Origin of the sequence: Cronobacter muytjensii ATCC 51329, assembly GCF_001277195.1 — a bacterium.
Classification (GTDB): Bacteria; Pseudomonadota; Gammaproteobacteria; order Enterobacterales; family Enterobacteriaceae; genus Cronobacter; species Cronobacter muytjensii.
In genome coordinates this window covers 2,705,027-2,725,762 of the sequence record NZ_CP012268.1, presented here as the reverse complement: position 1 = coordinate 2,725,762, position 20,736 = coordinate 2,705,027, and the positions used below count along the sequence as shown (strand labels likewise).

Below are 20,736 nucleotides of genomic sequence, written 5' to 3'. Positions count from 1 at the left end.
GGTTTTTCCTTACGGTTGCAGGGCGTCCAGCGCCAGATTGAGTTGCAGCACATTCACTACCGGCTGGCCGAGGAAACCGGCGAGCGGCGCCTGGGTCGCCTCGCGGATAAGCCGTCCGACTTCCGCTTCAGAGATCCCGCGCGCCTGCGCCACGCGCGGTGCCTGCCAGAACGCGGCGTCTGGCGAGATGCCGTAGTCAAGACCGCTGGCGGACGCCGTCACCAGCTCCACCGGCACCGCCGTGCGGGCCTCCGGGTTGGCGGCGCGCAGCGCGGCCACGCGCGCCTGAACCTGTTTATCCAGCTCCGGGTTGCTGGCGGCGAGATTGCTGCCGCCGGAAGCCATTGGATTATAAGGCGCTTCGGCGGTGGCGGAAGGGCGGCCCTGGAAATATTTCGCCTCGCTGAATGCCTGGCCGATGAGGCGCGAGCCGCGCACCTCATCATTCTGGCGGATAAGCGATCCTTGCGCCTGATCCTTAAACCACCACTGGCCGAGCACGGTAGTGGCCAGCGGGTAAACGCCACCGGTAATAAGCGTCAGAAAAATCAGTACTGCGAGTGCAGGGCGTAACGTAGCCATAACGTTTCCTTTTAAACCAGACCAAACAGCGTTAACAGCAGGTCGATGAGCTTGATGCCGATAAACGGCACCACAAGACCGCCCAGACCATAAATCCACAGGTTACGGCGCAGCATCGCCGCGGCCGCAAGCGGCTTGTAGCTCACGCCCTTCAGCGCCAGCGGGATCAGAAAGACGATAATCAGCGCGTTGAAAATCACGGCGCTCAGAATGGCCGAGGCGGGCGAGTGCAGATGCATCACGTTCAGCGCGTTAAGCTGCGGGTAAGTCGCCGCGAACGCCGCCGGGATAATAGCGAAATATTTGGCCACGTCGTTGGCGATACTGAACGTCGTCAGCGAGCCGCGCGTCATCAGCATCTGTTTGCCGATATGCACCACTTCGATGAGCTTGGTGGGGTTAGAGTCGAGATCCACCATGTTCCCCGCCTCTTTCGCCGCCTGGGTGCCGGAGTTCATCGCCACTGCGACGTCCGCCTGCGCCAGCGCCGGGGCGTCGTTGGTGCCGTCGCCGGTCATCGCCACCAGTCGTCCTTCGGCCTGATACTGGCGGATCAGCGCCAGTTTGGCCTCCGGCGTCGCTTCGGAAAGAAAATCATCCACGCCCGCTTCGGCCGCGATGGCGGCGGCGGTCAGCCGGTTGTCGCCGGTGATCATCACCGTTTTGATGCCCATTTTGCGCAGCTGCGCGAAGCGCTCTTTAATGCCGCCTTTGACGATATCTTTCAGCGCAATAACGCCGAGCACCTGCGCGCCTTCGGCCACCACCAGCGGCGTGCCGCCGGTGCGCGCCACGCCTTCCACCAGCGTATCGACCTGCGCCGGGAACTGGCCGCCGTTGGCTTCCACGTGGCGGCGAATGGCGTCCACTGAACCTTTGCGGATCATCCTGTCCTGGACGTTAATCCCGCTCATGCGCGTCTGGGCGGTGAAGGGCACAAACGTCGCCTGAAGGCTCTGCACGTCGCGCTCGCGCAGGTTAAAGCGCTGTTTGGCGAGCACCACGATGCTGCGGCCTTCCGGCGTTTCATCGGCGAGCGAGGCGAGCTGGGCGGCGTCCGCCAGCGTTTTTTCATCGACGCCGGGCGCGGGCAGGAACGCGGAGGCCTGACGGTTGCCAAGCGTAATGGTGCCGGTTTTATCAAGCAGCAACACGTCCACATCGCCCGCCGCTTCTACCGCGCGCCCGCTGGTGGCAATCACATTCGCGCCAAGCATGCGGCTCATGCCCGCCACGCCGATGGCGGAGAGCAGCCCGCCGATGGTCGTCGGGATGAGGCAGACCAGCAGCGCCACCAGCACCGTCACGCTAACCGCCGCGCCGCCGTACTGCGAGAACGGGTAGAGGGTCGCAGTCGCCAGCAGAAAGACGATGGTGAGCGCCACCAGCAGAATGGTGAGCGCGATTTCGTTCGGCGTTTTACGGCGCTCGGCGCTTTCGACCATCGCAATCATGCGGTCAAGGAACGTCTCGCCCGGGTTAACGCTGCACTGGATGACCAGCCAGTCGGAGAGAATGCGCGTGCCGCCGGTCACCGAGGCGAAATCGCCGCCCGATTCGCGGATTACCGGCGCCGATTCGCCGGTAATGGCGCTCTCGTCAACCGACGCGCCGCCTTCGAGCACCTCACCGTCACACGGGATGATATCGCCCGCTTCCACCAGCACGATATCGCCTTTGCGCAGGTCGGTAGCAGGCACGTGATCCACCTGGGCGTCGTGGTGTGGCGCGCGCAGTTTACGGGCGAAGGCGGTCTTTTTAACGCCTTTCAGGCTGTTAGCCTGGGCTTTGCTGCGGCCCTCGGCCAGCGCCTCGGCGAAGTTCGCGAACAGCACCGTAAACCACAGCCACAGGCTGATGGCGCCGGTAAACAGCGCCTCGCCGGGCAGTTTCCCGGCGGCAATCGCCACGGCAATCAGCGTGGTCAGCAGGCTGCCGACCCAGACGATAAACATGACCGGGTTGCGCCACTGGGCGCGCGGACTCAGTTTTTTAAAAGAATCGATCAGCGCCTGACGAACCAGAGAGGATTCAAACAGGGCCAGTTGCTTGCGACTCATGGATAGCGACTCCGCAATGGTCATTTCACAAGAGAAAGGTGTTCCGCGACCGGGCCTAAGGCGAGGGCGGGGATAAAGGTCAGGGCGCCGACCAGCAGCACGGTGCCCGTCAGCAGGCCGATAAACAGCGCGCCGTGGGTAGGCAGCGTGCCGGGGCTCGCGGGCTGCGCTTTTTTAGCGGCGAGCGATCCGGCAATCGCCATCACCGGCACAATCACCAGGAAGCGGCCAAACCACATGCAGAACGCCAGCAGCAGGTTCCAGAACGGCGTGTTGGCGCTCAGGCCCGCAAAGGCGCTGCCGTTGTTATTGGCGGCGGACGAGACCGCGTACAGCACTTCGCTGAACCCATGAATGCCGGGGTTGAAAATGCCCGCGCGGCCTGCGTCGGTCATCAGCGCCAGCGCCGTGCCGATAAGCACCAGCGCAGGCGTTACCAGAATCGCCAGCGCGGTCATTTTCATCTCGCGCACGTCAATTTTTTTACCGAGGTATTCCGGCGTGCGGCCAATCATCAGGCCGGCGATAAACACGCCCAGCAGCACAAACAGCAGCATCCCGTACAACCCGGAGCCGACGCCGCCGAAGACCACTTCGCCAATCTGCATCAGCCACATTGGCAGCATGCCGCCGAGCGCCGTAAAGGAGTCGTGCATGGCGTTGACCGCACCGCATGAGGCCGCTGTCGTGACGACCGCAAACAGGCTGCTGGCGAGAATGCCAAAGCGGCTCTCTTTGCCTTCCATATTAATGGCGCTGTCGGCGCCGAGCGTCAGAAAGTGCGGGTTGCCTGCCGTTTCAGCCCACATCACCAGCGCCACGCAGACCACGAAAATCACCGTCATGGTCCAGAGAATGGCGCGGCCCTGACGCGCGTCGCCCACGGCATCGCCGAAGGCGAAACAGAGCGCCGCCGGGATCAGGAAGATAGCCAGCATCTGCACGAAGTTCGTCAGCGCGGTCGGGTTTTCAAACGGGTGAGAGGAGTTGGCGTTAAAGAAGCCGCCGCCGTTGGTGCCGAGCATTTTGATGGCCTCCTGCGAGGCGACCGGGCCCATCGGCAGCATCTGCCGCGCGCCTTCCAGCGTGGTGAAAGGCTGATACGCCGAGAAGTTCTGAATCGCGCCTTGCTGAATAAAAAACAGGGCGATAATCAGCGAGAGCGGCACCAGTACCCACAGCGTCACGCGGGTAAGATCCTGCCAGGCGTTGCCGAGCGTTGTGGCCGACTGGCGTGCGAACGCACGAATCAACGCAAACGCTACCGCAATGCCGGTGGCGGCGGAGAGGAAGTTTTGCACCGCGAGCCCCGCCATCTGGCTGAAATAGCTCACCGTGCTTTCGCCCGCATAAGATTGCCAGTTGGTGTTCGCGACAAAACTCACCGCCGTGTTCAGCGCCAGATGCCAGGAGAGGCCCGGCAACTGTTGCGGATTAAGCGGCAGGAAGCCCTGACACATCAGTATGGTGAACAGCACCACCAGCCCGAGTGTGTTAAAGGCCAGGATCGCCAGCAGATAGCGCTTCCAGTCCATCTCTTCCTGACGAATGCCGAGCACGGCCCAGAGCACGCGCTCCACGCCGCCCACGCCCGGCAAGGGCTCGCCGTCGATCATCCTGGCAAGCAGGCTGCCCAGCGGTCTGGCGAGCGCCATCAGCACCAGTAAAAAACTGGCGATAAGTAAAAATGCCGAAGCCGCCATCAGAACGCCTCCGCATTAATCAGGGCGTATACCAGATAGCCCAGTAACAGGAAAACCAGCACGATGCCGGTTATAAGGCCTGCACTCACAATCCACCTCCATGGGGGTTTTTGGAATATGCGCAGAGGGTAGGGATTCAGGCGTAAAGGTTTCGCAAAAATCGCGAAGCGGGGTGTAAAAAAAATATAAAAATCGCAAAAACCATAATTTAACTGCGGGTTAGTATTTCGTTAACCGTTTTGTAACTTATTTACAGTATCAATTGTAAAGATGCTAAGAATTCGTCTGAATGGTGGTCGGATGAGTAGTAAAATTACAGGCAAAGCGGTACAATTTTAACCAGCTCACAAAATTCAATTTCCGGCCTTGCATGCCGGGCAAGTTAAAAAGGGGGAGAAACCTATGTCTTTATATAAAAAATATCCTGCGCATCAGGTCTTCCTGCGTCGCGCGCTGGTGCTGATCGCGGGTATCGTCGCCCTGCCGGTAATGCTGTTCTGGAAAGATCGCGCTCGCTTTTATAGTTATCTGCACCGCGTATGGTCGAAAACCAGCGATCAGCCGGTCTGGATGGCGCAGGCTGAACAAGCTGCCTGCGATTTCTACTGATTCGCGCGACGCCCTGAAAAACCGCTCATTTCGAGCGGTTTTTTTATGCCTGCGAAAGTCGTGCGCCGCTGCGTTTTTCGCTGCAAACAGGCTGGTGTTAACAGGCTGCCTCTGGCTACACTGAGAGTGTATAAAAATGAGGAAGGCCGAATGAGTGTAAAAATCCCTGTTGGCATTAGCGCCTGTCTTTTAGGGGAAAATGTGCGTTTCGACGGCGGCCATAAACGGCTGGCCTTTGCGGTGGAAGAGCTTGCGCCCTGGGTAAAATATGAGCCGGTCTGCCCCGAAATGGCGGTTGGCCTGCCTGTGCCACGCCCGGCGCTCCGTCTGGTGAAAACCGACGACGGCCATCTCGCGCTGCGCTTTAGCGATAAACGCGACGGGGATCTCACTGAAGAGATGGCTGCCTTTTCACGCGAGCGCGTCAGCCGCCTTGAACACCTGTGCGGCTATATCGTCTGCGCCAAGTCGCCAAGCTGCGGTATGGAGCGCGTGCGCGTCTACGATCAGGACGGTAAAAACAACCGAAAAGCCGGACGCGGCATCTATACCGATATTCTGATGAACGCGCTGCCCTGGCTTCCGGTGGAAGAGGACGGGCGTCTGCACGATCCGGCCATTCGCGAAAATTTCGTCGAACGCATCTATACCCTGCATGAACTCCACGCGCTGCGCGCCGAAGGGCTGAGCCGCGGGAATCTGATTGCGTTCCACAGCCGTTATAAGCTCCTGCTGCTGGCGCATTCGCAGCCGCTCTATCGCGAGCTGGGGCGTTTTGTCGCCGCCATCGACAAGTGGGAATCGCTGGACGCCTATTTTGAGGAGTACCGCCTGCGCCTGATGGCGCTGCTGTCCATCCAGGCTACCCGGCGCAACCACACCAACGTGCTGATGCACGTGCAGGGCTATTTCCGCAATCAGCTTAACGGCCGCCAGCGTCAGGAGCTCTCCACGCTTATCGACCGCTACCGTCAGGGCACCCAGCCGCTGCTGGCGCCGGTCACGCTGCTCAAACACTACATGGCGGAATTTCCTGACCCCTACCTTGATCAACAACGCTATTTTGAGCCTTACCCGGAAGCGCTGCGCCTGCGCTATGGCCGGTAAACAAGGAGTGTTATGACCACGCATCTGGTCTGGTTTCGCGCGGATTTACGCGTCTTTGATAACCTGGCGCTCGCCGCCGCCTGCCGTGACCCCGACGCGCGGGTCATCGGTCTGTTTATCTCCACCCCGCAGCAGTGGCGCGATCACACCCTCGCGCCGCGCCAGGCGGCGTTTATCTGGCAAAACCTTGCGGCATTGCAACAGGCGCTCGCGAAGCGGGGCATTCCGCTCTTTACCTGCGACGCGCCCGATTTCGCCGCCGCCGTGGAGACGCTGGCGACGTTTTGCGACGAGCATCAGGTATCGGCGCTGTTTTATAACTACCAGTATGAACTGAACGAGGCACGGCGTGACGCGGCGGTCGAACGCCGGCTGGCTGAGCGCGTCGCCTGCCAGGGCTTCGATGACAGCGTGATGCTGCCGCCCGGCAGCGTCGTGACCGGCAACGGCGAGATGTATAAAGTTTTCACGCCTTACAGCCGGGCATTTTTGCGCCGTCTGGGCGAAGGGCTGCCGCCATGCGTCAGCGCGCCGAAACCGCGCGCGGGCGGTGCGTTAAGCGACCTGCCCGCGCTTGCGCCCTTTGATTACCCCAGCGAGACGCCGGACGCGCTGCTGTTTCCGGCAGGCGAAGAGGCCGCGCTGCAACGCCTGCGCGAGTTTTGCCAGACGGCGGCGGGTGACTACCCGGAAAAGCGCGATTTCCCGGCGCTTCGCGGCACCAGTCTGCTCTCGCCATATCTCGCCATCGGCGTGCTGTCGCCGCGCCAGTGTCTGCATCGTCTGTTAACCGAACACCCGCGCGCGCTGGAAGGCGGCAGCGGGGCGGTCTGGCTGAATGAGCTTATCTGGCGCGAATTCTACCGTCATCTTATCGTCGCCTGGCCGCACCTGTGCCGCCATCAGCCGTTTATCGACTGGACGGCGCGGGTGGCATGGCAGCAGAACGACGCGCACTTTCAGGCCTGGTGCGAAGGCCGGACGGGTTACCCGATTGTGGACGCCGCCATGCGCCAGATGAACGCGACTGGCTGGATGCACAACCGGCTGCGGATGATCACCGCGAGCTTTCTGGTCAAAGACTTACTGGTCGACTGGCGGCGCGGCGAACGCTATTTTATGTCGCAACTGATCGACGGCGATTTCGCGGCCAATAACGGCGGCTGGCAGTGGGCGGCCTCGACCGGCACCGACGCCGCGCCCTATTTCCGTATTTTTAACCCTGTCACGCAGGGGCAGCGGTTTGACGCCGACGGCGATTTTATTCGCCGCTGGGTGCCGGAGCTGAGCCATGTTCCCGGTAAGGCGGTGCACGAGCCGCATGTCTGGGCTAAAAAACACGGCGCAACGCTGCGCTACCCGCAGCCGATAGTCGATCACAAACAGGCGCGCGTCGCGACGCTCGCGGCCTATGAAGCGGCCCGCAAGGCATAAGAGAGACGAAACATGAAAAACAGCGAACTGGAACAACTGATTAACGACAAGCTTAACAGCGCGACGTTCAGCGACTACGCGCCGAACGGGTTGCAGGTCGAGGGCCGCGACGAGGTGCATAAAATCATCACTGGCGTGACCGCAAGCCAGGCGCTGCTCGATGAAGCCGTGCGCCAGCAGGCGGACGCCGTCATTGTGCACCACGGTTATTTCTGGAAGGGCGAATCGCCGGTGGTACGCGGCATGAAGCGCAACCGTCTGAAAACGCTGCTCGCCAACGATATTAACCTCTACGGCTGGCATCTGCCGCTCGACGCGCACCCGCAACTGGGCAATAACGTGCAGCTGGCGCAACTGCTTGGCATTGAGGTGAAAGGCGAAATCGAACCGCTGGTGCCGTGGGGTGAACTCTCGATGGCGGTTTCTGGCCCGGAATTCGCCTCCTGGCTTGAGGCGCGTCTGGGGCGGCGCCCGCTGTGGTGCGGCGATACCGGCCCCGATCTCGTTAAACGCGTCGCCTGGTGTACCGGCGGCGGCCAGAGCTTTATCGACAGCGCGGCGCGCTTCGGCGTCGATGCGTTTATTACCGGCGAAGTATCGGAGCAGACCATTCACTCGGCGCGCGAGCAGGGGCTGCACTTCTACGCCGCCGGCCACCACGCCACCGAGCGCGGCGGCATTCGCGCGCTCAGTGAATGGCTGAATGAAACCACCGATCTGGACGTGACCTTTATCGATATCCCGAATCCGGCTTAAACAACACAAGAGAGGAAAACGTGCAGCGAGCCCGTTGTTATCTGTTAGGCGAAAGCGCCGTAGTGCTGGAGCTGGAGCCGCCTGTGACGCTGGCCAGCCAGCAGCGCATCTGGGGGCTGGTGCAGCGTCTGGAGGCGGTGCCCGCCGTGGTGGAAGTCATTCCCGGCATGAATAACATTACCGTGATGCTGCGCGAGCCAGGCACGATGGCGCTGGACGCGATTGAGCGGTTACAGCGCTGGTGGGAGGAGAGCGAGGCGATTCTCCCTGACGCGCGGCGCATAGAAATTCCGGTCGTGTACGGCGGCGAAGGCGGGCCGGACCTGGCGGAAGTCGCGCGCCACGCCGGGCTTAGCGAAAAGCAGGTGGTGGAAAAGCACTCCCAGGTCGACTACGTGGTCTATTTCATCGGCTTTCAGCCGGGCTTTCCTTATCTTGGCGGGCTCGCGCCCGAGCTTGCCACGCCGCGTCGGGCCGAGCCGCGGCTGTCGGTCCCGGCAGGCTCCGTCGGTATCGGCGGCAGCCAGACGGGCATCTATCCGCTGCCAACGCCAGGCGGCTGGCAGATAATCGGCCACACGCCGCTTGCGCTGTTTAACCCGCAGAAAAACCCGCCGGGCCTGCTCGCGCCCGGCGACACCGTGCGCTTTGTGCCGCAACAGGAGGGCGTATGCTGAAGATTATTCGCGCGGGCATGCACGCCTCGATTCAGGACGGCGGCCGTTTCGGGCTGCGCCAGTATGGCGTGAGCCAGTGCGGCGCGCTGGATGGCCCGTCGTTGCAGATTGCCAACCTGCTGGTGGGCAACGATCCGAACGCGGCGGCGCTTGAAATTACGCTCGGGCAGTGCGTGGTGGAGTTCACCGAAGACGGCTGGTTTGCGCTCACTGGCGCGGGCTGCGACGCGATGCTTGACGATCGCGCCGTCTGGACCGGCTGGCGCCTGCTGGCCCGTGCGGGACAACGCTTAAGCCTGAAGCTGCCGCGCCGCGGCATGCGCAGCTATCTGGCGCTGGCGGGCGGTTTCGACGTGCCGGAAGTGATGGGCTCTTGCAGTACCGACGTCAAAGCGGGCGTCGGCGGTTTTGAAGGTCGTCTGCTGCGCGACGGCGACGCCGTGCCGGTGAAGCCAGCCACCCGCCATTTTCGCGAGGCGCGCGGCGTGAAGCAGTTACTGTGGGGTAACCGCATTCGCGCGCTGCCAGGGCCGGAGTATCATGAATTCAGCCACGCGGCGAAAGAAGCGTTCTGGCGTACGCCCTGGCAGCTAAGCCCGCAGAGTAACCGCATGGGCTACCGGTTGCATGGCCATGTGCTGGAGCGCACCACGGAGCGCGATCTGCTCTCCCACGGGTTGTTGCCGGGTGTGGTGCAGGTGCCCCCCGGCGGTCAGCCGATTGTGTTGATGAACGACGCCCAGACCACCGGCGGCTACCCGCGTATCGCATGCGTCATTGACGCCGACCGTTACAACCTCGCGCAGCTGCGTTTAGGCGAGCCCATTCACTTTGTGCAGTGCTCCATCGAAGAGGCGCTGAGGGCGCGCAGCGACCGTGAACGTTACCTTGAACAACTGGCATGGCGGCTGAATGATGAAGATTGATCTGAACGCCGATCTCGGCGAGGGCTGCGGTAACGACGCGTTGCTGATGCCGCTGATTAGCTCGGCCAATATCGCCTGCGGGTTCCATGCGGGCGACGCGCGGACGATGCGCGAAAGCGTGCGGCTGGCGCTGGCGCACGGCGTGGCCATCGGCGCGCATCCAGGCTTTGCGGATCGCGAAAACTTCGGGCGCACGGCGATGCAGTTACCGCCCGAGACGATCTACGCCGAGACGCTGTATCAGACGGGCGCGCTCGCGGCGATTGCGCGCGCCGAGGGCGGCAGGCTCACGCACGTGAAACCGCACGGGATGCTCTATAACCAGGCGGCGAAAGACGCGGCGCTTGCCGACGTCATCGCCCGCGCGGTGAAGGATTTCGATGCCACGTTGCTGCTGGTGGGGCTTGCCGGGAGCGAGTTAATTCGCGCGGGCGCGCGCCATCAGCTTGCCACACGCGAAGAGGTGTTCGCCGATCGCGGTTATCGGGCGGACGGCTCGCTTGTGCCGCGCAGCGAGCCGGGCGCGTTAATCGAGGATGACGATGAGGCGGTCTCGCGCACGCTGACGATGGTGCTGGAAGGGCGGGTACTGAGCCGGGAAGGGGCCTGGGCTGCGGTCAACGCCCAGACGGTCTGCCTGCATGGCGACGGGGCGCACGCGCTGGCGTTTGCGCGCCGTTTACGTGAGGCTTTTGACGCGCGGCAGATTCAGATAAGCGCGTAACTTACAGCGACGCCGCCGCCCGCGCGGCGGTGTCGTAGAGCGAGGCGATAGTGCGCAGCAGTTGCGCCGTTTCGCCAATCGCCGCCCCCGGTATGCCGCTCTCCACCTGGATGGCGATAAGACACGCCTCGCGCACGTCGCGGTACTTCATGCACAGCGCTTTTCCTTCCTCGGTGGTAAAGAAATAGAGTTCTTTGCCCACTTTCTCGCTGCTCACATAGCCCGCTTTCACCAGCTTTTTCAGCGCGTAGGTGACGACATGAGTGTCTTCGACGTTCAGCACAAAGCAGATATCCGCCAGCTTTTTCTTGCGGTTACGGTGGTTGACGTGATGCAGCAGCGACACGTCGAACGCGCCCATATCTGGCTCGCCCGCTGCCGTCATGCAGCGCACCATCCATTTGTTAAACGCGTTGCTGGTCATGATCAGCGCGTACTCCAGCTCCGATAATTCGGCGCAGCGCTCTGAAACCAGATGACGGGACGAGACGATACGCCCGTCGGTGATATCGTCGTTACCGTTTGATGTTTCAGCTTTTTTCTGGCTCATCGCGGCCCTTATTCTTTTGCGGGTATTGGTAAAAACTATAAAACGTAACCGACAAAATAAAAACATTTTATTGATAAATTGTTTACATGTTGTGACCGTTCAGATATAGCTTTTTGGTCAGGTTCTGCACGTTCACAGCGCCTGCCTACACAACAACGTTCGCCGTAATGCCCACGCTTCGCCACCCCGGCGAAGGAGTAGAACAGCCTTCGGCGTGCAACGCTCACTTTGGAAAGGGTAACAATGTATGGACGGTTCCTCTCTGTTGCCACTCATCGGGATCCCGGTGGTGGTTCTCGGTTTTGCGCTGCGCTTTAACCCGCTGCTGGTCGTCGTGGTCGCCGGGCTGACGACGGGGCTCACGGTCGGTATGGATTTCGGCATGTTGCTGGAAACCTTCGGCGAAAAATTTGTTAACAGCCGCTCGCTCGCGACGTTTATTTTGATTTTGCCGGTGATTGGCCTGCTGGAGTATTACGGGCTGAAAGAGCGCGCCCAGGCGTGGGTGGCGAAAATCGCCAGCGCCACCTCGGCGCGTATTCTGATGCTCTATTTTGTGGTGCGCGAAGGCACCGCCGCGCTCGGGCTGATGTCGCTCGGTGGTCACGCCCAGACTGTGCGTCCGCTGCTGGCGCCGATGGCTGAGGGCGCGGCGCTTAACGAATATGGCGAGCTGCCTCAACACATCCGCGACAAAATCAAGGCGCACGCCGCCGCGTGCGACAACATCGCGGTGTTCTTCGGCGAAGATATCTTTATCGCCTTCGGCGCGGTGCTGCTGATTGACGCCTTCCTGAAAGAGAACGGCATCGCGGGCATTGAGCCGCTGCATATCGGCCTGTGGGCTATCCCGACCGCCATCGCCGCGCTGATTATCCATATGGCGCGCCTGCTGCGCCTCGACGCCAGCGTGCGCCGCGACGTAATTGCCTGGCGTGCGGAGCAGGGCAAACAGGAGGCGGCGCAATGAGCACTTTGCTGACCATTAACCGCGTCTACTACCTCATTGGCTTCGTCGTCATGCTGCTGGTGGTGATGACGCTGCGCGATCGCGGCAACCCGAAGCGTTTTACCACTGCGCTGTTCTGGTTCCTGTTCGGCGGTATTTTCCTCTTCGGCGATCTGATGGTGCAGGAGCTGGGCCGCTCGCTGGCCTACCGAATTATTGGCGGCGCGGTGATTGTTATCGCCCTGCTGGCGGGCTTTGGGCTGGTGGGGAAAGGGCACTATAAAATGTCCACCGAGGCGGAGCGCGTGGCCTCCTCAGAGCGTCTGCGCAACTGGCTGTTCCTGCCCGCGCTGCTGATCCCGGTGGTGACGGTGCTCGGCACGCTGTTTTTAAAAGGCGTCTCGGTGGGCGGCGTTTTCCTGCTGGATCAAAAACAGCTGACGCTTGCCGCGCTGTGCGTGGCGTGCGTCGCGGCGCTGCTGGTTGGCTGGTGGCTGACGCGCGGCACGCCGCTGCATGCGGTGCGCCAGTCGCGCCGTCTGGTGGATACTATTGGCTGGGCGGTGATTTTACCGCAGATGCTGGCCATGCTCGGCGGCGTGTTCGTCGTCGCCAATACCGGCACCGCCGTGCAGAACGTGGTAAGCCTGTTTGTGGATCCGGAAAACCGCTTCATGCTGGTGGTAATTTACTGCATCGGCATGGCGCTGTTCACGATGATCATGGGCAACGCGTTTGCGGCATTCCCGGTGCTGAGCGCCGGTATCGCGCTGCCGCTGTTGATTAACCATCATCATGGCGACCCGGCGCCGCTGCTGGCGATTGGCATGTATGCCGGGTATTGCGGCACGCTGATGACGCCGATGGCGGCCAACTTCAATATCGTTCCCGCCGCGCTGCTGGAGCTTAAAGATAAGTACCAGGTAATAAAAATTCAGATCCCAACGGCGGTGACGCTGTTGGTGGTGAACGTTTTCCTGATGTATTTCATCGTGTTCCGCTAAGCGCGGCACGGTTGCCCCTAAGGAGCTGTTATGACACTGACGCAATCCCAGGCTGACGCCTTTGCCCGGATGCCTTTAACGTATCTGCGCCAGGAATACCCGAACCATATTATGCATCTGATGAATGAGGACGCCGATGCGCTGCCGCCGCGCGAACTGCATCCGATTTTTTATGGCTGCTTTGACTGGCATTCGGCGGTGCACGGCTACTGGCTGCTGCTACGCTGCGTGCGCCTCTACCCGACGCTGTCGTGTCGTGACGATATCATCGCGCTGTTCGATGACCACTTCACCCAGGCGAACGTGGCGCGCGAAGTGGACTATTTCACCGCGCCGTTTCGCGCGTCGTTCGAGCGTCCGTACGGGTACGGCTGGCTGTTGGCGCTCGCCCAGGAGCTGAAGCAGTCGGACGTGCCGCAGGCCGCGCGCTGGCACGAAACACTTGAGCCGCTGACCCAGGATATCCGCGCGCGCCTTATCGATTATCTCAGTAAGCTGACCTACCCGATCCGCGTCGGCACGCATTACAACACCGCGTTTGCGCTGGCGCTTGGCCTCGATTACGCCCGCGCGCTGGACGACGAGGCGCTGGAGCGCGCTATTACTGACGCCTCGACGCGGTTTTATCAGGCCGACACCGCGTACCCGGCGCACTACGAGCCGGGCGGCGATGAATATCTCTCCGGGGCGCTGACCGAGGCGTTGCTGATGAGCAAAACGGCGGAAGGTTTCCCGGCGTGGTTCGATGCCTTCCTGCCGGATATCGGCGGCGTGGCGGCGCTGATGAACCCGGCGGTGGTAAGCGATCGCGCCGACCCGAAAATCGCGCATCTTGACGGGCTGAATTTAAGCCGCGCGTGGTGCATGAAGCATATCGCGGCGGCGCTGCCGGAACATCACGGCGCACAGGCTCCGCTGAAGGAGGCGGTGGCGCGCCACCTGGCCGCAAGCGTTGAACATGTCGTCGGCAGTCACTACAGCGGCGGCCACTGGCTTGCGAGTTTCGCGCTGCTGGCGCTGGAATAACCCCTTCAACCGCCGCTTTTTTGCGGCGGTTTCGTTTTTCTCCCCCAGGCCCGCTGCTACAGTTTATCCTTATGTTTTCATCTTTAAGTAACCCAAAAAGGATGCACGATGCCGGAAGGACCGGAGATCCGCCGCGCGGCGGATAAGCTTGAAGCGGCGGTGGCGGGAAAGCCGCTGACCCACGTCTGGTTTGCCTTTCCTGAACTGAAAGCGTTTGAAGCGTTGCTGACGGGCGTGCGCGTCGAGCGCTTTGAAACACGCGGCAAAGCGCTGCTGACGCATTTTTCTAACGGGCTGACGCTCTACAGCCATAACCAGCTGTATGGCGTCTGGCGGGTGGTGAAAGCGGGTGAAACGCCGCAGACCACGCGCAGCCTGCGCGTACGGCTCGACACCGAAGACGCGGCGGTGCTGCTCTACAGCGCTTCTGAGATTGAAATGCTCGACGCCGACGGTGTGGCGGCGCACGCGTTTTTACAGCGCGTCGGGCCAGATGTGCTGGATCTGTCGCTGACGGTGGAACAGGTAAAAGAGCGGCTGTTAAGCCCGCGCTTTCATCGCCGTCAGTTTAGCGGCCTGCTGCTTGATCAGGCGTTTCTCGCGGGGCTTGGCAACTATTTGCGGGTCGAGATCCTCTGGCAGGCGCAGCTTGCGCCGCGCCATAAAGCCTCAACGCTCAATGACGCGCAGCTCGACGCGCTGGCCCGCGCCTGCCTTGACATTCCACGGCTCTCATATCAGACGCGCGGCAGGGTGGATGAGAACAAACACCACGGCGCGCTGTTTCGCTTCGAAGTGTTTCATCGCGCGGGGAAAAAATGCCGCCGCTGCGGGGGCATTATCGAAAAAACGACGCTGTCGTCGCGGCCGTTCTACTGGTGTCCGGGGTGTCAGACGTAGGGGCGGTGGTGGCGGGCGGTGCGTCGTTTACCCGCCCTGCACCGTAATGTGCGCAGAAATATGGGCGTTCCGTTCGCCATCACGTCACGTTTCTGTGTGCGTTTCTCTCACGCGAACGTACAAAGGTGGGCGCCGCCGCCCCCTTTGCCATCCCGGCTCCCGGCGCAAAATCGCCCTGTGGGCCGACGTTGTGAACAGGAGCAACACCCTCCGCGCTACATTTTGTGCATGGTAGGGGGAGGCGCACCCGCCCTGGTTATGACCCGCCGGGCGTTGAAACCGCCATAAAAAAACGCGCCAGAAGGCGCGTTTTTTAAGAATAACCGCAGCGTTAAATTAACGTTTGGTCAGATCAGATTTGAAATCACGCTGCTCGTAGCCGGTATAGAGCTGACGCGGACGCGCGATCTTCATGCCTTCGCTGTGCATCTCATTCCAGTGCGCAATCCAGCCTACGGTACGCGCCATCGCGAAGATAACGGTAAACATGGACGACGGAATGCCCATCGCTTTCAGGATAATGCCGGAGTAGAAATCAACGTTCGGGTAGAGTTTCTTCTCAATGAAGTACGGGTCGTTGAGCGCGATGTTTTCGAGCTCCATCGCCACTTCCAGCAGATCGTCTTTGGTGCCCAGCTCTTTCAGCACTTCATGGCAGGTTTCACGCATGACGGTGGCGCGCGGGTCATAGTTTTTGTAAACGCGATGACCAAAGCCCATCAGGCGGAAAGAGTCGTTTTTGTCTTTCGCGCGACGTACGAATTCCGGAATGTGCTCAACGGAGCTGATCTCTTCCAGCATTTTAAGCGCCGCTTCGTTAGCGCCGCCGTGCGCCGGTCCCCACAGAGAGGCGATACCGGCTGCGATACACGCGAAGGGGTTCGCGCCGGAGGAGCCTGCGGTACGCACGGTGGAGGTCGAGGCGTTCTGCTCATGATCCGCGTGGAGGATCAGAATGCGATCCATGGCGCGTTCCAGCACCGGGTTCACCTCATAAGGCTCGCACGGGGTGGAGAACATCATATTCAGGAAGTTGCCGGAGTAGGAGAGGTCGTTACGCGGGTAAACAAACGGCTGGCCGATTGAATATTTGTAACACATCGCCGCCACGGTCGGCATTTTAGAGAGCAGGCGGAAGGCCGCAATCTCACGGTGACGCGGGTTATTGACGTCCAGCGAGTCGTGATAGAACGCCGCCAGCGCGCCGGTCACGCCGCACAGCACCGCCATCGGGTGGGAGTCGCGACGGAAACCGTGGAACAGACGCGTGATCTGCTCATGGATCATGGTGTGGCGGGTGACGGTCGTTCTGAATTCGTCGTACTGCTCCTGAGTGGGCTTTTCGCCGTAGAGCAGGATGTAGCACACTTCGAGATAGTTGGACTCGGTGGCTAACTGATCGATAGGGAAACCGCGGTGCAGCAGGATACCTTCATCACCATCGATAAAGGTGATTTTGGACTCGCAGGATGCGGTAGAGGTAAAGCCGGGGTCGAACGTGAAAACACCTTTAGAACCAAGACTACGGATATCGATTACATCCTGACCGAGCGTGCCTTTTAGCACATCCAGTTCGATAGCACCATCACCGTTATAGGTTAGGTTTGCTTTTTTATCAGCCATTTACGGTCTCCTTAGCGCCTGTTGCTTGCGACGGTTAACCGCCGATTTACCTCCAGCCAGCAGGGGGAATGTTGCCAGTTTGTTGTGTGGCGCGCAGCTCTGTTTCAGAGGGGAAACCAGGGTACAGAGCGATGGGCGGCTTGCAGGCAACCATTCAAACCTGGGTGAAACAACAGTAAATCAGGGTGTTAGCCGTCAGTATTTGTCAAACCTGATTATCACTAATACCTGGCTAAATTACTGCGGTCAATACCGGCACACTGTTACATAACTTATTCTCAGGTGAAAGTATGACCCCATAACTTTTGCGAATTATATGCATTTCCTGGTGATGTTTGTAACTAATTTGTTTAACATTTGTCAAATCAGATGATTAAAAATTAAAATAATGTTGTTATCGTGATCCTGGTCACTGTTCCGACCAAAAGCGGCCAAAGTATTTGTATGTTAATTGTAATGATATTGTGAACATCCTATACTGCCGCCAGGTCTCCGGAACACCTTGCAACCGCGAGCCACCCAGCGTAGTAACGCGTTATGCAGCCTTTGGAAGCGGTGATTTTGCATGACGCGGAGTTATAGAAAGATGACGCTGCTTGACCCGCCTGCAGACCGGAGGAAGGACACAATAAGAACAGCATGTGGGCGCATTCATGATAAAAAAGGTGAATAAACAACGACCTGTCAACCTGGATCTGACAACGATCCGGTTTCCTGTCACCGCGATCGCTTCTATCCTCCACCGCGTTTCCGGCGTGATTACCTTTGTCGCCGTCGGCATTCTGCTTTGGTTGCTAGGGCTGTCTCTCTCGTCTCAAGAAGGTTTTCTGACCGCGTCCTCAGTCATGGACAGCTTCTTCGCTAAATTCATCATGTGGGGCATCCTGACTGCGCTGGCTTACCACGTCGTCGGCGGCGTCCGCCATATGTTAATGGACTTCGGCTACCTTGAAGAAACCTTCGCAGCAGGCCAACGCTCCGCTAAGTTCGCTTTTATTCTCACTGTCGTGCTTTCAATTCTCGCAGGAGTCCTCGTATGGTAAGCAACGCCTCCGCATTAGGACGCAACGGCGTACATGACTTCATCCTCGTTCGCGCCACCTCCATCGTCATGACGCTCTATATCATTTATATGATTGGCTTCTTCGCGATGAACGGCGACCTGACGTATGAAGTCTGGACAGGTTTCTTCTCCTCCACCTTCACGAAAGTGTTCACCCTGCTAACGCTGGTTTCGATTCTGGTCCATACGTGGATTGGGATGTGGCAGGTGCTGACCGACTACGTAAAACATCTGGCGCTGCGCCTCTTTTTACAGCTGGCGATTGTCGTCGCCCTGGTGGTTTACGTGATTTATGGATTTGTTGTGGTGTGGGGTGTGTAAATGAATTTGCCAGTCAGAGAATTTGATGCCGTTGTTATTGGCGCAGGCGGCGCAGGTATGCGCGCGGCGCTGCAGATTTCCCAGAGCGGCCAGACATGCGCGCTGCTCTCCAAAGTGTTCCCGACCCGTTCTCACACCGTTTCCGCCCAGGGCGGTATTACCGTTGCGCTTGGCAATTCCCATGAAGACAACTGGGAATGGCACATGTATGACACGGTAAAAGGTTCCGACTATATCGGCGACCAGGACGCGATTGAATATATGTGTAAAACCGGCCCGGAAGCGATTCTGGAGCTTGAGCACATGGGGCTGCCGTTCTCCCGTCTGGACGATGGCCGCATCTACCAGCGCCCGTTCGGCGGCCAGTCGAAAAACTTCGGCGGCGAGCAGGCGGCGCGCACCGCAGCGGCGGCGGACCGTACCGGTCACGCGCTGCTGCACACGCTGTATCAGCAGAACCTCAAAAACCACACCACGATTTTCTCCGAGTGGTATGCGCTGGATCTGGTGAAAAACCAGGATGGCGCGGTGGTGGGCTGTACCGCGCTGTGCATCGAAACCGGCGAAGTGGTGTACTTCAAAGCCCGCGCGACCGTGCTGGCGACCGGCGGCGCAGGCCGTATTTACCAGTCCACCACCAATGCCCACATTAATACCGGCGACGGTGTCGGTATGGCGCTGCGCGCAGGCGTACCGGTGCAGGATATGGAAATGTGGCAGTTCCACCCGACCGGCATCGCCGGCGCGGGCGTGCTGGTCACCGAAGGCTGCCGCGGCGAAGGCGGCTACCTGCTGAACAAACACGGCGAGCGCTTCATGGAGCGTTACGCGCCGAACGCCAAAGATCTGGCGGGTCGCGACGTGGTGGCACGCTCCATCATGATCGAAATCCGCGAAGGCCGCGGCTGCGATGGTCCGTGGGGCCCGCACGCCAAGCTTAAGCTCGACCATCTGGGCAAAGACGTTCTGGAATCCCGTCTGCCGGGCATTCTGGAACTCTCCCGCACTTTCGCGCACGTCGACCCGGTGAAAGAGCCGATCCCGGTAATCCCGACCTGCCACTATATGATGGGCGGCATTCCGACCAAAGTGACCGGCCAGGCGCTGACCGTGAACGAGAAGGGCGAAGATGTGGTGATCCCGGGCCTGTTCGCGGTGGGTGAAATCGCCTGCGTATCGGTGCACGGCGCCAACCGTCTGGGCGGCAACTCGCTGCTTGACCTGGTGGTCTTCGGCCGCGCGGCGGGTCTGCATCTTCAGGAATCTATCGCCGAGCAGGGCCAGCTTCGCGACGCCAGCGACTCCGATGTGGAGTTCTCGCTGGAGCGCCTCAACCGCTGGAACAACAACCGCGACGGCGAAGACCCGGTGGCGATCCGCAAAGCGCTGCAGGAATGTATGCAGCACAACTTCTCGGTATTCCGCGAAGGCGACGCGATGGCCAAAGGGCTTGAGCAACTGAAAGTGATCCGCGAGCGCCTGAAAAACGCCCGTCTGGACGATACCTCCAGCGAGTTCAACACCCAGCGCGTCGAGTGCCTGGAGCTGGATAACCTGATGGAAACCGCTTACGCCACCGCCGTATCGGCGAACTTCCGTACCGAGAGCCGCGGCGCGCATAGCCGCTTCGACTTCCCGGACCGCGACGACGAAAACTGGCTGTGCCACAGCCTCTATTTGCCGCAAACAGAGAGCATGACGCGTCGCGAAGTGAATATGCAGCCGAAGCTGCGTCCAGCTTTCCCGCCGAAAGTGCGTACTTATTAAGAGCGGAGCAATGTGATGAAACTCGAGTTTTCCATTTATCGCTATAACCCGGATGTCGACGACGCGCCGCGCATGCAGGATTACACCCTGGAGCAGGAAGAAGGGCGTGACATGATGCTGCTCGACGCCCTGATGCTGCTGAAAGAGAAGGACCCGAGCCTCTCTTTCCGCCGCTCCTGCCGCGAAGGCGTGTGCGGCTCCGACGGCCTGAACATGAACGGTAAAAACGGCCTCGCCTGTATTACACCGGTGTCTAATTTAGGTGCGGGTAAGCAGAAAATCGTTATCCGTCCGCTGCCTGGTCTGCCGGTTATCCGCGACCTCGTAGTGGACATGGGGCAGTTCTATGCCCAATATGAGAAGATTAAACCTTACTTGTTGAATAATGGACACAATCCGCCGGCACGCGAACACTTGCAGATGCCGGAACAGCGCGAGAAGCTCGACGGGCTGTATGAGTGCATTCTGTGCGCCTGCTGCTCCACGTCGTGCCCGTCGTTCTGGTGGAACCCGGATAAATTTATTGGTCCGGCAGGGCTGTTGGCCGCGTATCGCTTCCTTATCGACAGCCGCGATACCGAAACCAACGAACGCCTGGACGGCCTGAGCGACGCGTTCAGCGTGTTCCGTTGCCACAGCATCATGAACTGCGTGAGCGTCTGTCCGAAGGGGTTAAACCCGACGCGCGCCATCGGTCATATTAAGTCGATGCTGTTGCAGCGCAGCGCGTAAGCAAGCGTTGTGGTAGTGGCGGGTGCGCATACGCTTACCCGCCCTGGAAAGAAATATCCCTCTCCCTGAGGGGAGAGGGAAAAGCAGGAAACCTTTAAAAACTGCCACAGAGAATAGGTAACCGAGATTTTCTGAGCGAGACAAGGCGCGGCTGAACGAGTCCCCAGGAGCATAGTGACCTATGTGACTGGAGTGAGAGAAAGACGCAACGCCGTCGCAGCCA

At 60.1% G+C, this 20,736-nt stretch carries 21 protein-coding genes and 1 pseudogene; 15 read left to right on the top strand and 7 right to left on the bottom strand.

Features of this window, described 5'->3' with window-relative positions; all coding sequences use genetic code 11:
* Nucleotides 1-9: 9 nt before the first annotated feature.
* From kdpC to kdpF, 4 genes are read right to left on the bottom strand one after another with little or no spacing between them, the layout of a single operon-like run.
* Nucleotides 10-582 (bottom strand): potassium-transporting ATPase subunit KdpC, encoded by a 573-nt coding sequence (gene kdpC, locus AFK63_RS12620; RefSeq protein WP_038864104.1) that lies wholly within the window; start codon nucleotides 580-582, stop codon nucleotides 10-12.
* An 11-nt stretch (nucleotides 583-593) separates the two neighbouring features.
* The gene (gene kdpB, locus AFK63_RS12615) at nucleotides 594-2,642 is read right to left on the bottom strand and encodes a potassium-transporting ATPase subunit KdpB (RefSeq protein WP_038864102.1); all 2,049 of its coding nucleotides are present in this window, start codon (nucleotides 2,640-2,642) and stop codon (nucleotides 594-596) included.
* A 20-nt stretch (nucleotides 2,643-2,662) separates the two neighbouring features.
* Nucleotides 2,663-4,345 carry a potassium-transporting ATPase subunit KdpA gene (kdpA, locus tag AFK63_RS12610; protein WP_038864101.1) on the bottom strand — a complete coding sequence of 561 codons (1,683 nt, stop codon included), beginning with the start codon at nucleotides 4,343-4,345 and terminating at the stop codon, nucleotides 2,663-2,665.
* Nucleotides 4,345-4,434 carry a K(+)-transporting ATPase subunit F gene (gene kdpF / locus AFK63_RS20610; protein ID WP_015386886.1) on the bottom strand — a complete coding sequence of 30 codons (90 nt, stop codon included), beginning with the start codon at nucleotides 4,432-4,434 and terminating at the stop codon, nucleotides 4,345-4,347. The genes kdpA and kdpF overlap by 1 nt, the downstream gene beginning before the upstream one ends.
* A gap of 313 nt (nucleotides 4,435-4,747) precedes the next feature.
* Between kdpF and AFK63_RS12605 the strand changes: the two genes are divergently transcribed.
* The 7 genes from AFK63_RS12605 to pxpA all read left to right on the top strand — a co-directional run bounded on the left by AFK63_RS12605 (nucleotide 4,748) and on the right by pxpA (nucleotide 10,578).
* Complete coding sequence (locus AFK63_RS12605; RefSeq protein WP_038864099.1) at nucleotides 4,748-4,954, top strand: YbfA family protein; 207 nt, start codon at nucleotides 4,748-4,750, stop codon at nucleotides 4,952-4,954.
* Nucleotides 4,955-5,104: 150 nt separating this feature from the next.
* The gene (locus tag AFK63_RS12600; RefSeq protein WP_038864098.1) at nucleotides 5,105-6,061 is read left to right on the top strand and encodes a YbgA family protein; all 957 of its coding nucleotides are present in this window, start codon (nucleotides 5,105-5,107) and stop codon (nucleotides 6,059-6,061) included.
* Between the two features lie 12 nt (nucleotides 6,062-6,073).
* Complete coding sequence (gene phrB, locus AFK63_RS12595) at nucleotides 6,074-7,495, top strand: deoxyribodipyrimidine photo-lyase (protein ID WP_038864097.1); 1,422 nt, start codon at nucleotides 6,074-6,076, stop codon at nucleotides 7,493-7,495.
* A gap of 12 nt (nucleotides 7,496-7,507) precedes the next feature.
* Nucleotides 7,508-8,251, top strand: a complete 744-nt coding sequence (locus AFK63_RS12590) for a type 2 GTP cyclohydrolase I (RefSeq protein WP_038864095.1) — start codon at nucleotides 7,508-7,510, stop codon at nucleotides 8,249-8,251.
* Nucleotides 8,252-8,271: 20 nt separating this feature from the next.
* Nucleotides 8,272-8,928, top strand: coding sequence for a 5-oxoprolinase subunit PxpB (gene pxpB, locus AFK63_RS12585; RefSeq protein ID WP_038864093.1), 657 nt, complete (start codon nucleotides 8,272-8,274; stop codon nucleotides 8,926-8,928).
* A complete protein-coding gene (gene pxpC / locus AFK63_RS12580) occupies nucleotides 8,922-9,854 on the top strand; it encodes a 5-oxoprolinase subunit PxpC (RefSeq protein WP_038864092.1) in 933 nt (310 codons plus the stop codon). Before pxpB ends, pxpC begins: the two co-directional genes overlap by 7 nt.
* Nucleotides 9,844-10,578 (top strand): 5-oxoprolinase subunit PxpA, encoded by a 735-nt coding sequence (pxpA, locus tag AFK63_RS12575; RefSeq protein ID WP_038864195.1) that lies wholly within the window; start codon nucleotides 9,844-9,846, stop codon nucleotides 10,576-10,578. The genes pxpC and pxpA overlap by 11 nt, the downstream gene beginning before the upstream one ends.
* Before the next feature lies 1 nt (nucleotide 10,579).
* Here the strand turns inward: pxpA and AFK63_RS12570 are convergent, their stop codons facing one another.
* A complete protein-coding gene (locus AFK63_RS12570) occupies nucleotides 10,580-11,128 on the bottom strand; it encodes a winged helix DNA-binding protein (RefSeq protein WP_038864091.1) in 549 nt (182 codons plus the stop codon).
* Between the two features lie 247 nt (nucleotides 11,129-11,375).
* Between AFK63_RS12570 and AFK63_RS12565 the strand changes: the two genes are divergently transcribed.
* The 4 genes from AFK63_RS12565 to nei all read left to right on the top strand — a co-directional run bounded on the left by AFK63_RS12565 (nucleotide 11,376) and on the right by nei (nucleotide 15,007).
* Nucleotides 11,376-12,098, top strand: coding sequence for a DUF969 domain-containing protein (locus AFK63_RS12565; RefSeq protein ID WP_038864090.1), 723 nt, complete (start codon nucleotides 11,376-11,378; stop codon nucleotides 12,096-12,098).
* The gene (locus tag AFK63_RS12560) at nucleotides 12,095-13,081 is read left to right on the top strand and encodes a DUF979 domain-containing protein (protein WP_038864088.1); all 987 of its coding nucleotides are present in this window, start codon (nucleotides 12,095-12,097) and stop codon (nucleotides 13,079-13,081) included. Before AFK63_RS12565 ends, AFK63_RS12560 begins: the two co-directional genes overlap by 4 nt.
* Nucleotides 13,082-13,111: 30 nt before the next feature.
* Nucleotides 13,112-14,107: a DUF2891 domain-containing protein gene (locus tag AFK63_RS12555; protein ID WP_038864087.1), complete on the top strand. Its 996-nt coding sequence runs from the start codon at nucleotides 13,112-13,114 to the stop codon at nucleotides 14,105-14,107.
* A 108-nt stretch (nucleotides 14,108-14,215) separates the two neighbouring features.
* Nucleotides 14,216-15,007 (top strand): endonuclease VIII, encoded by a 792-nt coding sequence (gene nei / locus AFK63_RS12550; RefSeq protein WP_038864086.1) that lies wholly within the window; start codon nucleotides 14,216-14,218, stop codon nucleotides 15,005-15,007.
* 336 nt (nucleotides 15,008-15,343) lie between these two features.
* Here the strand turns inward: nei and AFK63_RS12545 are convergent, their stop codons facing one another.
* Together AFK63_RS12545 and AFK63_RS21850 are read right to left on the bottom strand one after the other, a co-directional pair.
* Nucleotides 15,344-16,630 (bottom strand): citrate synthase, encoded by a 1,287-nt coding sequence (locus AFK63_RS12545; protein ID WP_038864084.1) that lies wholly within the window; start codon nucleotides 16,628-16,630, stop codon nucleotides 15,344-15,346.
* Nucleotides 16,631-16,862: 232 nt separating this feature from the next.
* The gene (locus AFK63_RS21850) at nucleotides 16,863-16,952 is read right to left on the bottom strand and encodes a hypothetical protein (RefSeq protein ID WP_428830473.1); all 90 of its coding nucleotides are present in this window, start codon (nucleotides 16,950-16,952) and stop codon (nucleotides 16,863-16,865) included.
* A gap of 317 nt (nucleotides 16,953-17,269) precedes the next feature.
* Here AFK63_RS21850 and sdhC point away from each other — a divergent pair.
* The 4 genes and pseudogenes from sdhC to AFK63_RS12525 all read left to right on the top strand — a co-directional run bounded on the left by sdhC (nucleotide 17,270) and on the right by AFK63_RS12525 (nucleotide 20,513).
* A pseudogene (gene sdhC / locus AFK63_RS12540) lies at nucleotides 17,270-17,673 on the top strand (succinate dehydrogenase cytochrome b556 subunit).
* The gene (gene sdhD / locus AFK63_RS12535; protein ID WP_007706826.1) at nucleotides 17,667-18,014 is read left to right on the top strand and encodes a succinate dehydrogenase membrane anchor subunit; all 348 of its coding nucleotides are present in this window, start codon (nucleotides 17,667-17,669) and stop codon (nucleotides 18,012-18,014) included. The pseudogene sdhC and the gene sdhD overlap by 7 nt, the downstream one beginning before the upstream one ends.
* The gene (gene sdhA, locus AFK63_RS12530) at nucleotides 18,015-19,781 is read left to right on the top strand and encodes a succinate dehydrogenase flavoprotein subunit (protein ID WP_038864082.1); all 1,767 of its coding nucleotides are present in this window, start codon (nucleotides 18,015-18,017) and stop codon (nucleotides 19,779-19,781) included. It begins immediately after the preceding gene.
* 15 nt (nucleotides 19,782-19,796) lie between these two features.
* Nucleotides 19,797-20,513, top strand: coding sequence for a succinate dehydrogenase iron-sulfur subunit (locus tag AFK63_RS12525; protein WP_007669742.1), 717 nt, complete (start codon nucleotides 19,797-19,799; stop codon nucleotides 20,511-20,513).
* Nucleotides 20,514-20,736 lie beyond the last annotated feature (223 nt).

What these genes read in the sequence shown, in the direction of transcription:
- kdpC (WP_038864104.1), bottom strand. Translation starts at nt 582, where the DNA reads ATGGCTACGTTACGCCCTGCACTCGCAGTACTGATTTTTCTGACGCTT.
- kdpB (WP_038864102.1), bottom strand. Translation starts at nt 2,642, where the DNA reads ATGAGTCGCAAGCAACTGGCCCTGTTTGAATCCTCTCTGGTTCGTCAG.
- kdpA (WP_038864101.1), bottom strand. Translation starts at nt 4,345, where the DNA reads ATGGCGGCTTCGGCATTTTTACTTATCGCCAGTTTTTTACTGGTGCTG.
- AFK63_RS12605 (WP_038864099.1), top strand. Translation starts at nt 4,748, where the DNA reads ATGTCTTTATATAAAAAATATCCTGCGCATCAGGTCTTCCTGCGTCGC.
- AFK63_RS12600 (WP_038864098.1), top strand. Translation starts at nt 5,105, where the DNA reads ATGAGTGTAAAAATCCCTGTTGGCATTAGCGCCTGTCTTTTAGGGGAA.
- phrB (WP_038864097.1), top strand. Translation starts at nt 6,074, where the DNA reads ATGACCACGCATCTGGTCTGGTTTCGCGCGGATTTACGCGTCTTTGAT.
- AFK63_RS12590 (WP_038864095.1), top strand. Translation starts at nt 7,508, where the DNA reads ATGAAAAACAGCGAACTGGAACAACTGATTAACGACAAGCTTAACAGC.
- pxpC (WP_038864092.1), top strand. Translation starts at nt 8,922, where the DNA reads ATGCTGAAGATTATTCGCGCGGGCATGCACGCCTCGATTCAGGACGGC.
- pxpA (WP_038864195.1), top strand. Translation starts at nt 9,844, where the DNA reads ATGAAGATTGATCTGAACGCCGATCTCGGCGAGGGCTGCGGTAACGAC.
- AFK63_RS12570 (WP_038864091.1), bottom strand. Translation starts at nt 11,128, where the DNA reads ATGAGCCAGAAAAAAGCTGAAACATCAAACGGTAACGACGATATCACC.
- AFK63_RS12565 (WP_038864090.1), top strand. Translation starts at nt 11,376, where the DNA reads ATGGACGGTTCCTCTCTGTTGCCACTCATCGGGATCCCGGTGGTGGTT.
- AFK63_RS12560 (WP_038864088.1), top strand. Translation starts at nt 12,095, where the DNA reads ATGAGCACTTTGCTGACCATTAACCGCGTCTACTACCTCATTGGCTTC.
- AFK63_RS12555 (WP_038864087.1), top strand. Translation starts at nt 13,112, where the DNA reads ATGACACTGACGCAATCCCAGGCTGACGCCTTTGCCCGGATGCCTTTA.
- nei (WP_038864086.1), top strand. Translation starts at nt 14,216, where the DNA reads ATGCCGGAAGGACCGGAGATCCGCCGCGCGGCGGATAAGCTTGAAGCG.
- AFK63_RS12545 (WP_038864084.1), bottom strand. Translation starts at nt 16,630, where the DNA reads ATGGCTGATAAAAAAGCAAACCTAACCTATAACGGTGATGGTGCTATC.
- AFK63_RS21850 (WP_428830473.1), bottom strand. Translation starts at nt 16,952, where the DNA reads ATGCATATAATTCGCAAAAGTTATGGGGTCATACTTTCACCTGAGAAT.
- sdhD (WP_007706826.1), top strand. Translation starts at nt 17,667, where the DNA reads ATGGTAAGCAACGCCTCCGCATTAGGACGCAACGGCGTACATGACTTC.
- sdhA (WP_038864082.1), top strand. Translation starts at nt 18,015, where the DNA reads ATGAATTTGCCAGTCAGAGAATTTGATGCCGTTGTTATTGGCGCAGGC.
- AFK63_RS12525 (WP_007669742.1), top strand. Translation starts at nt 19,797, where the DNA reads ATGAAACTCGAGTTTTCCATTTATCGCTATAACCCGGATGTCGACGAC.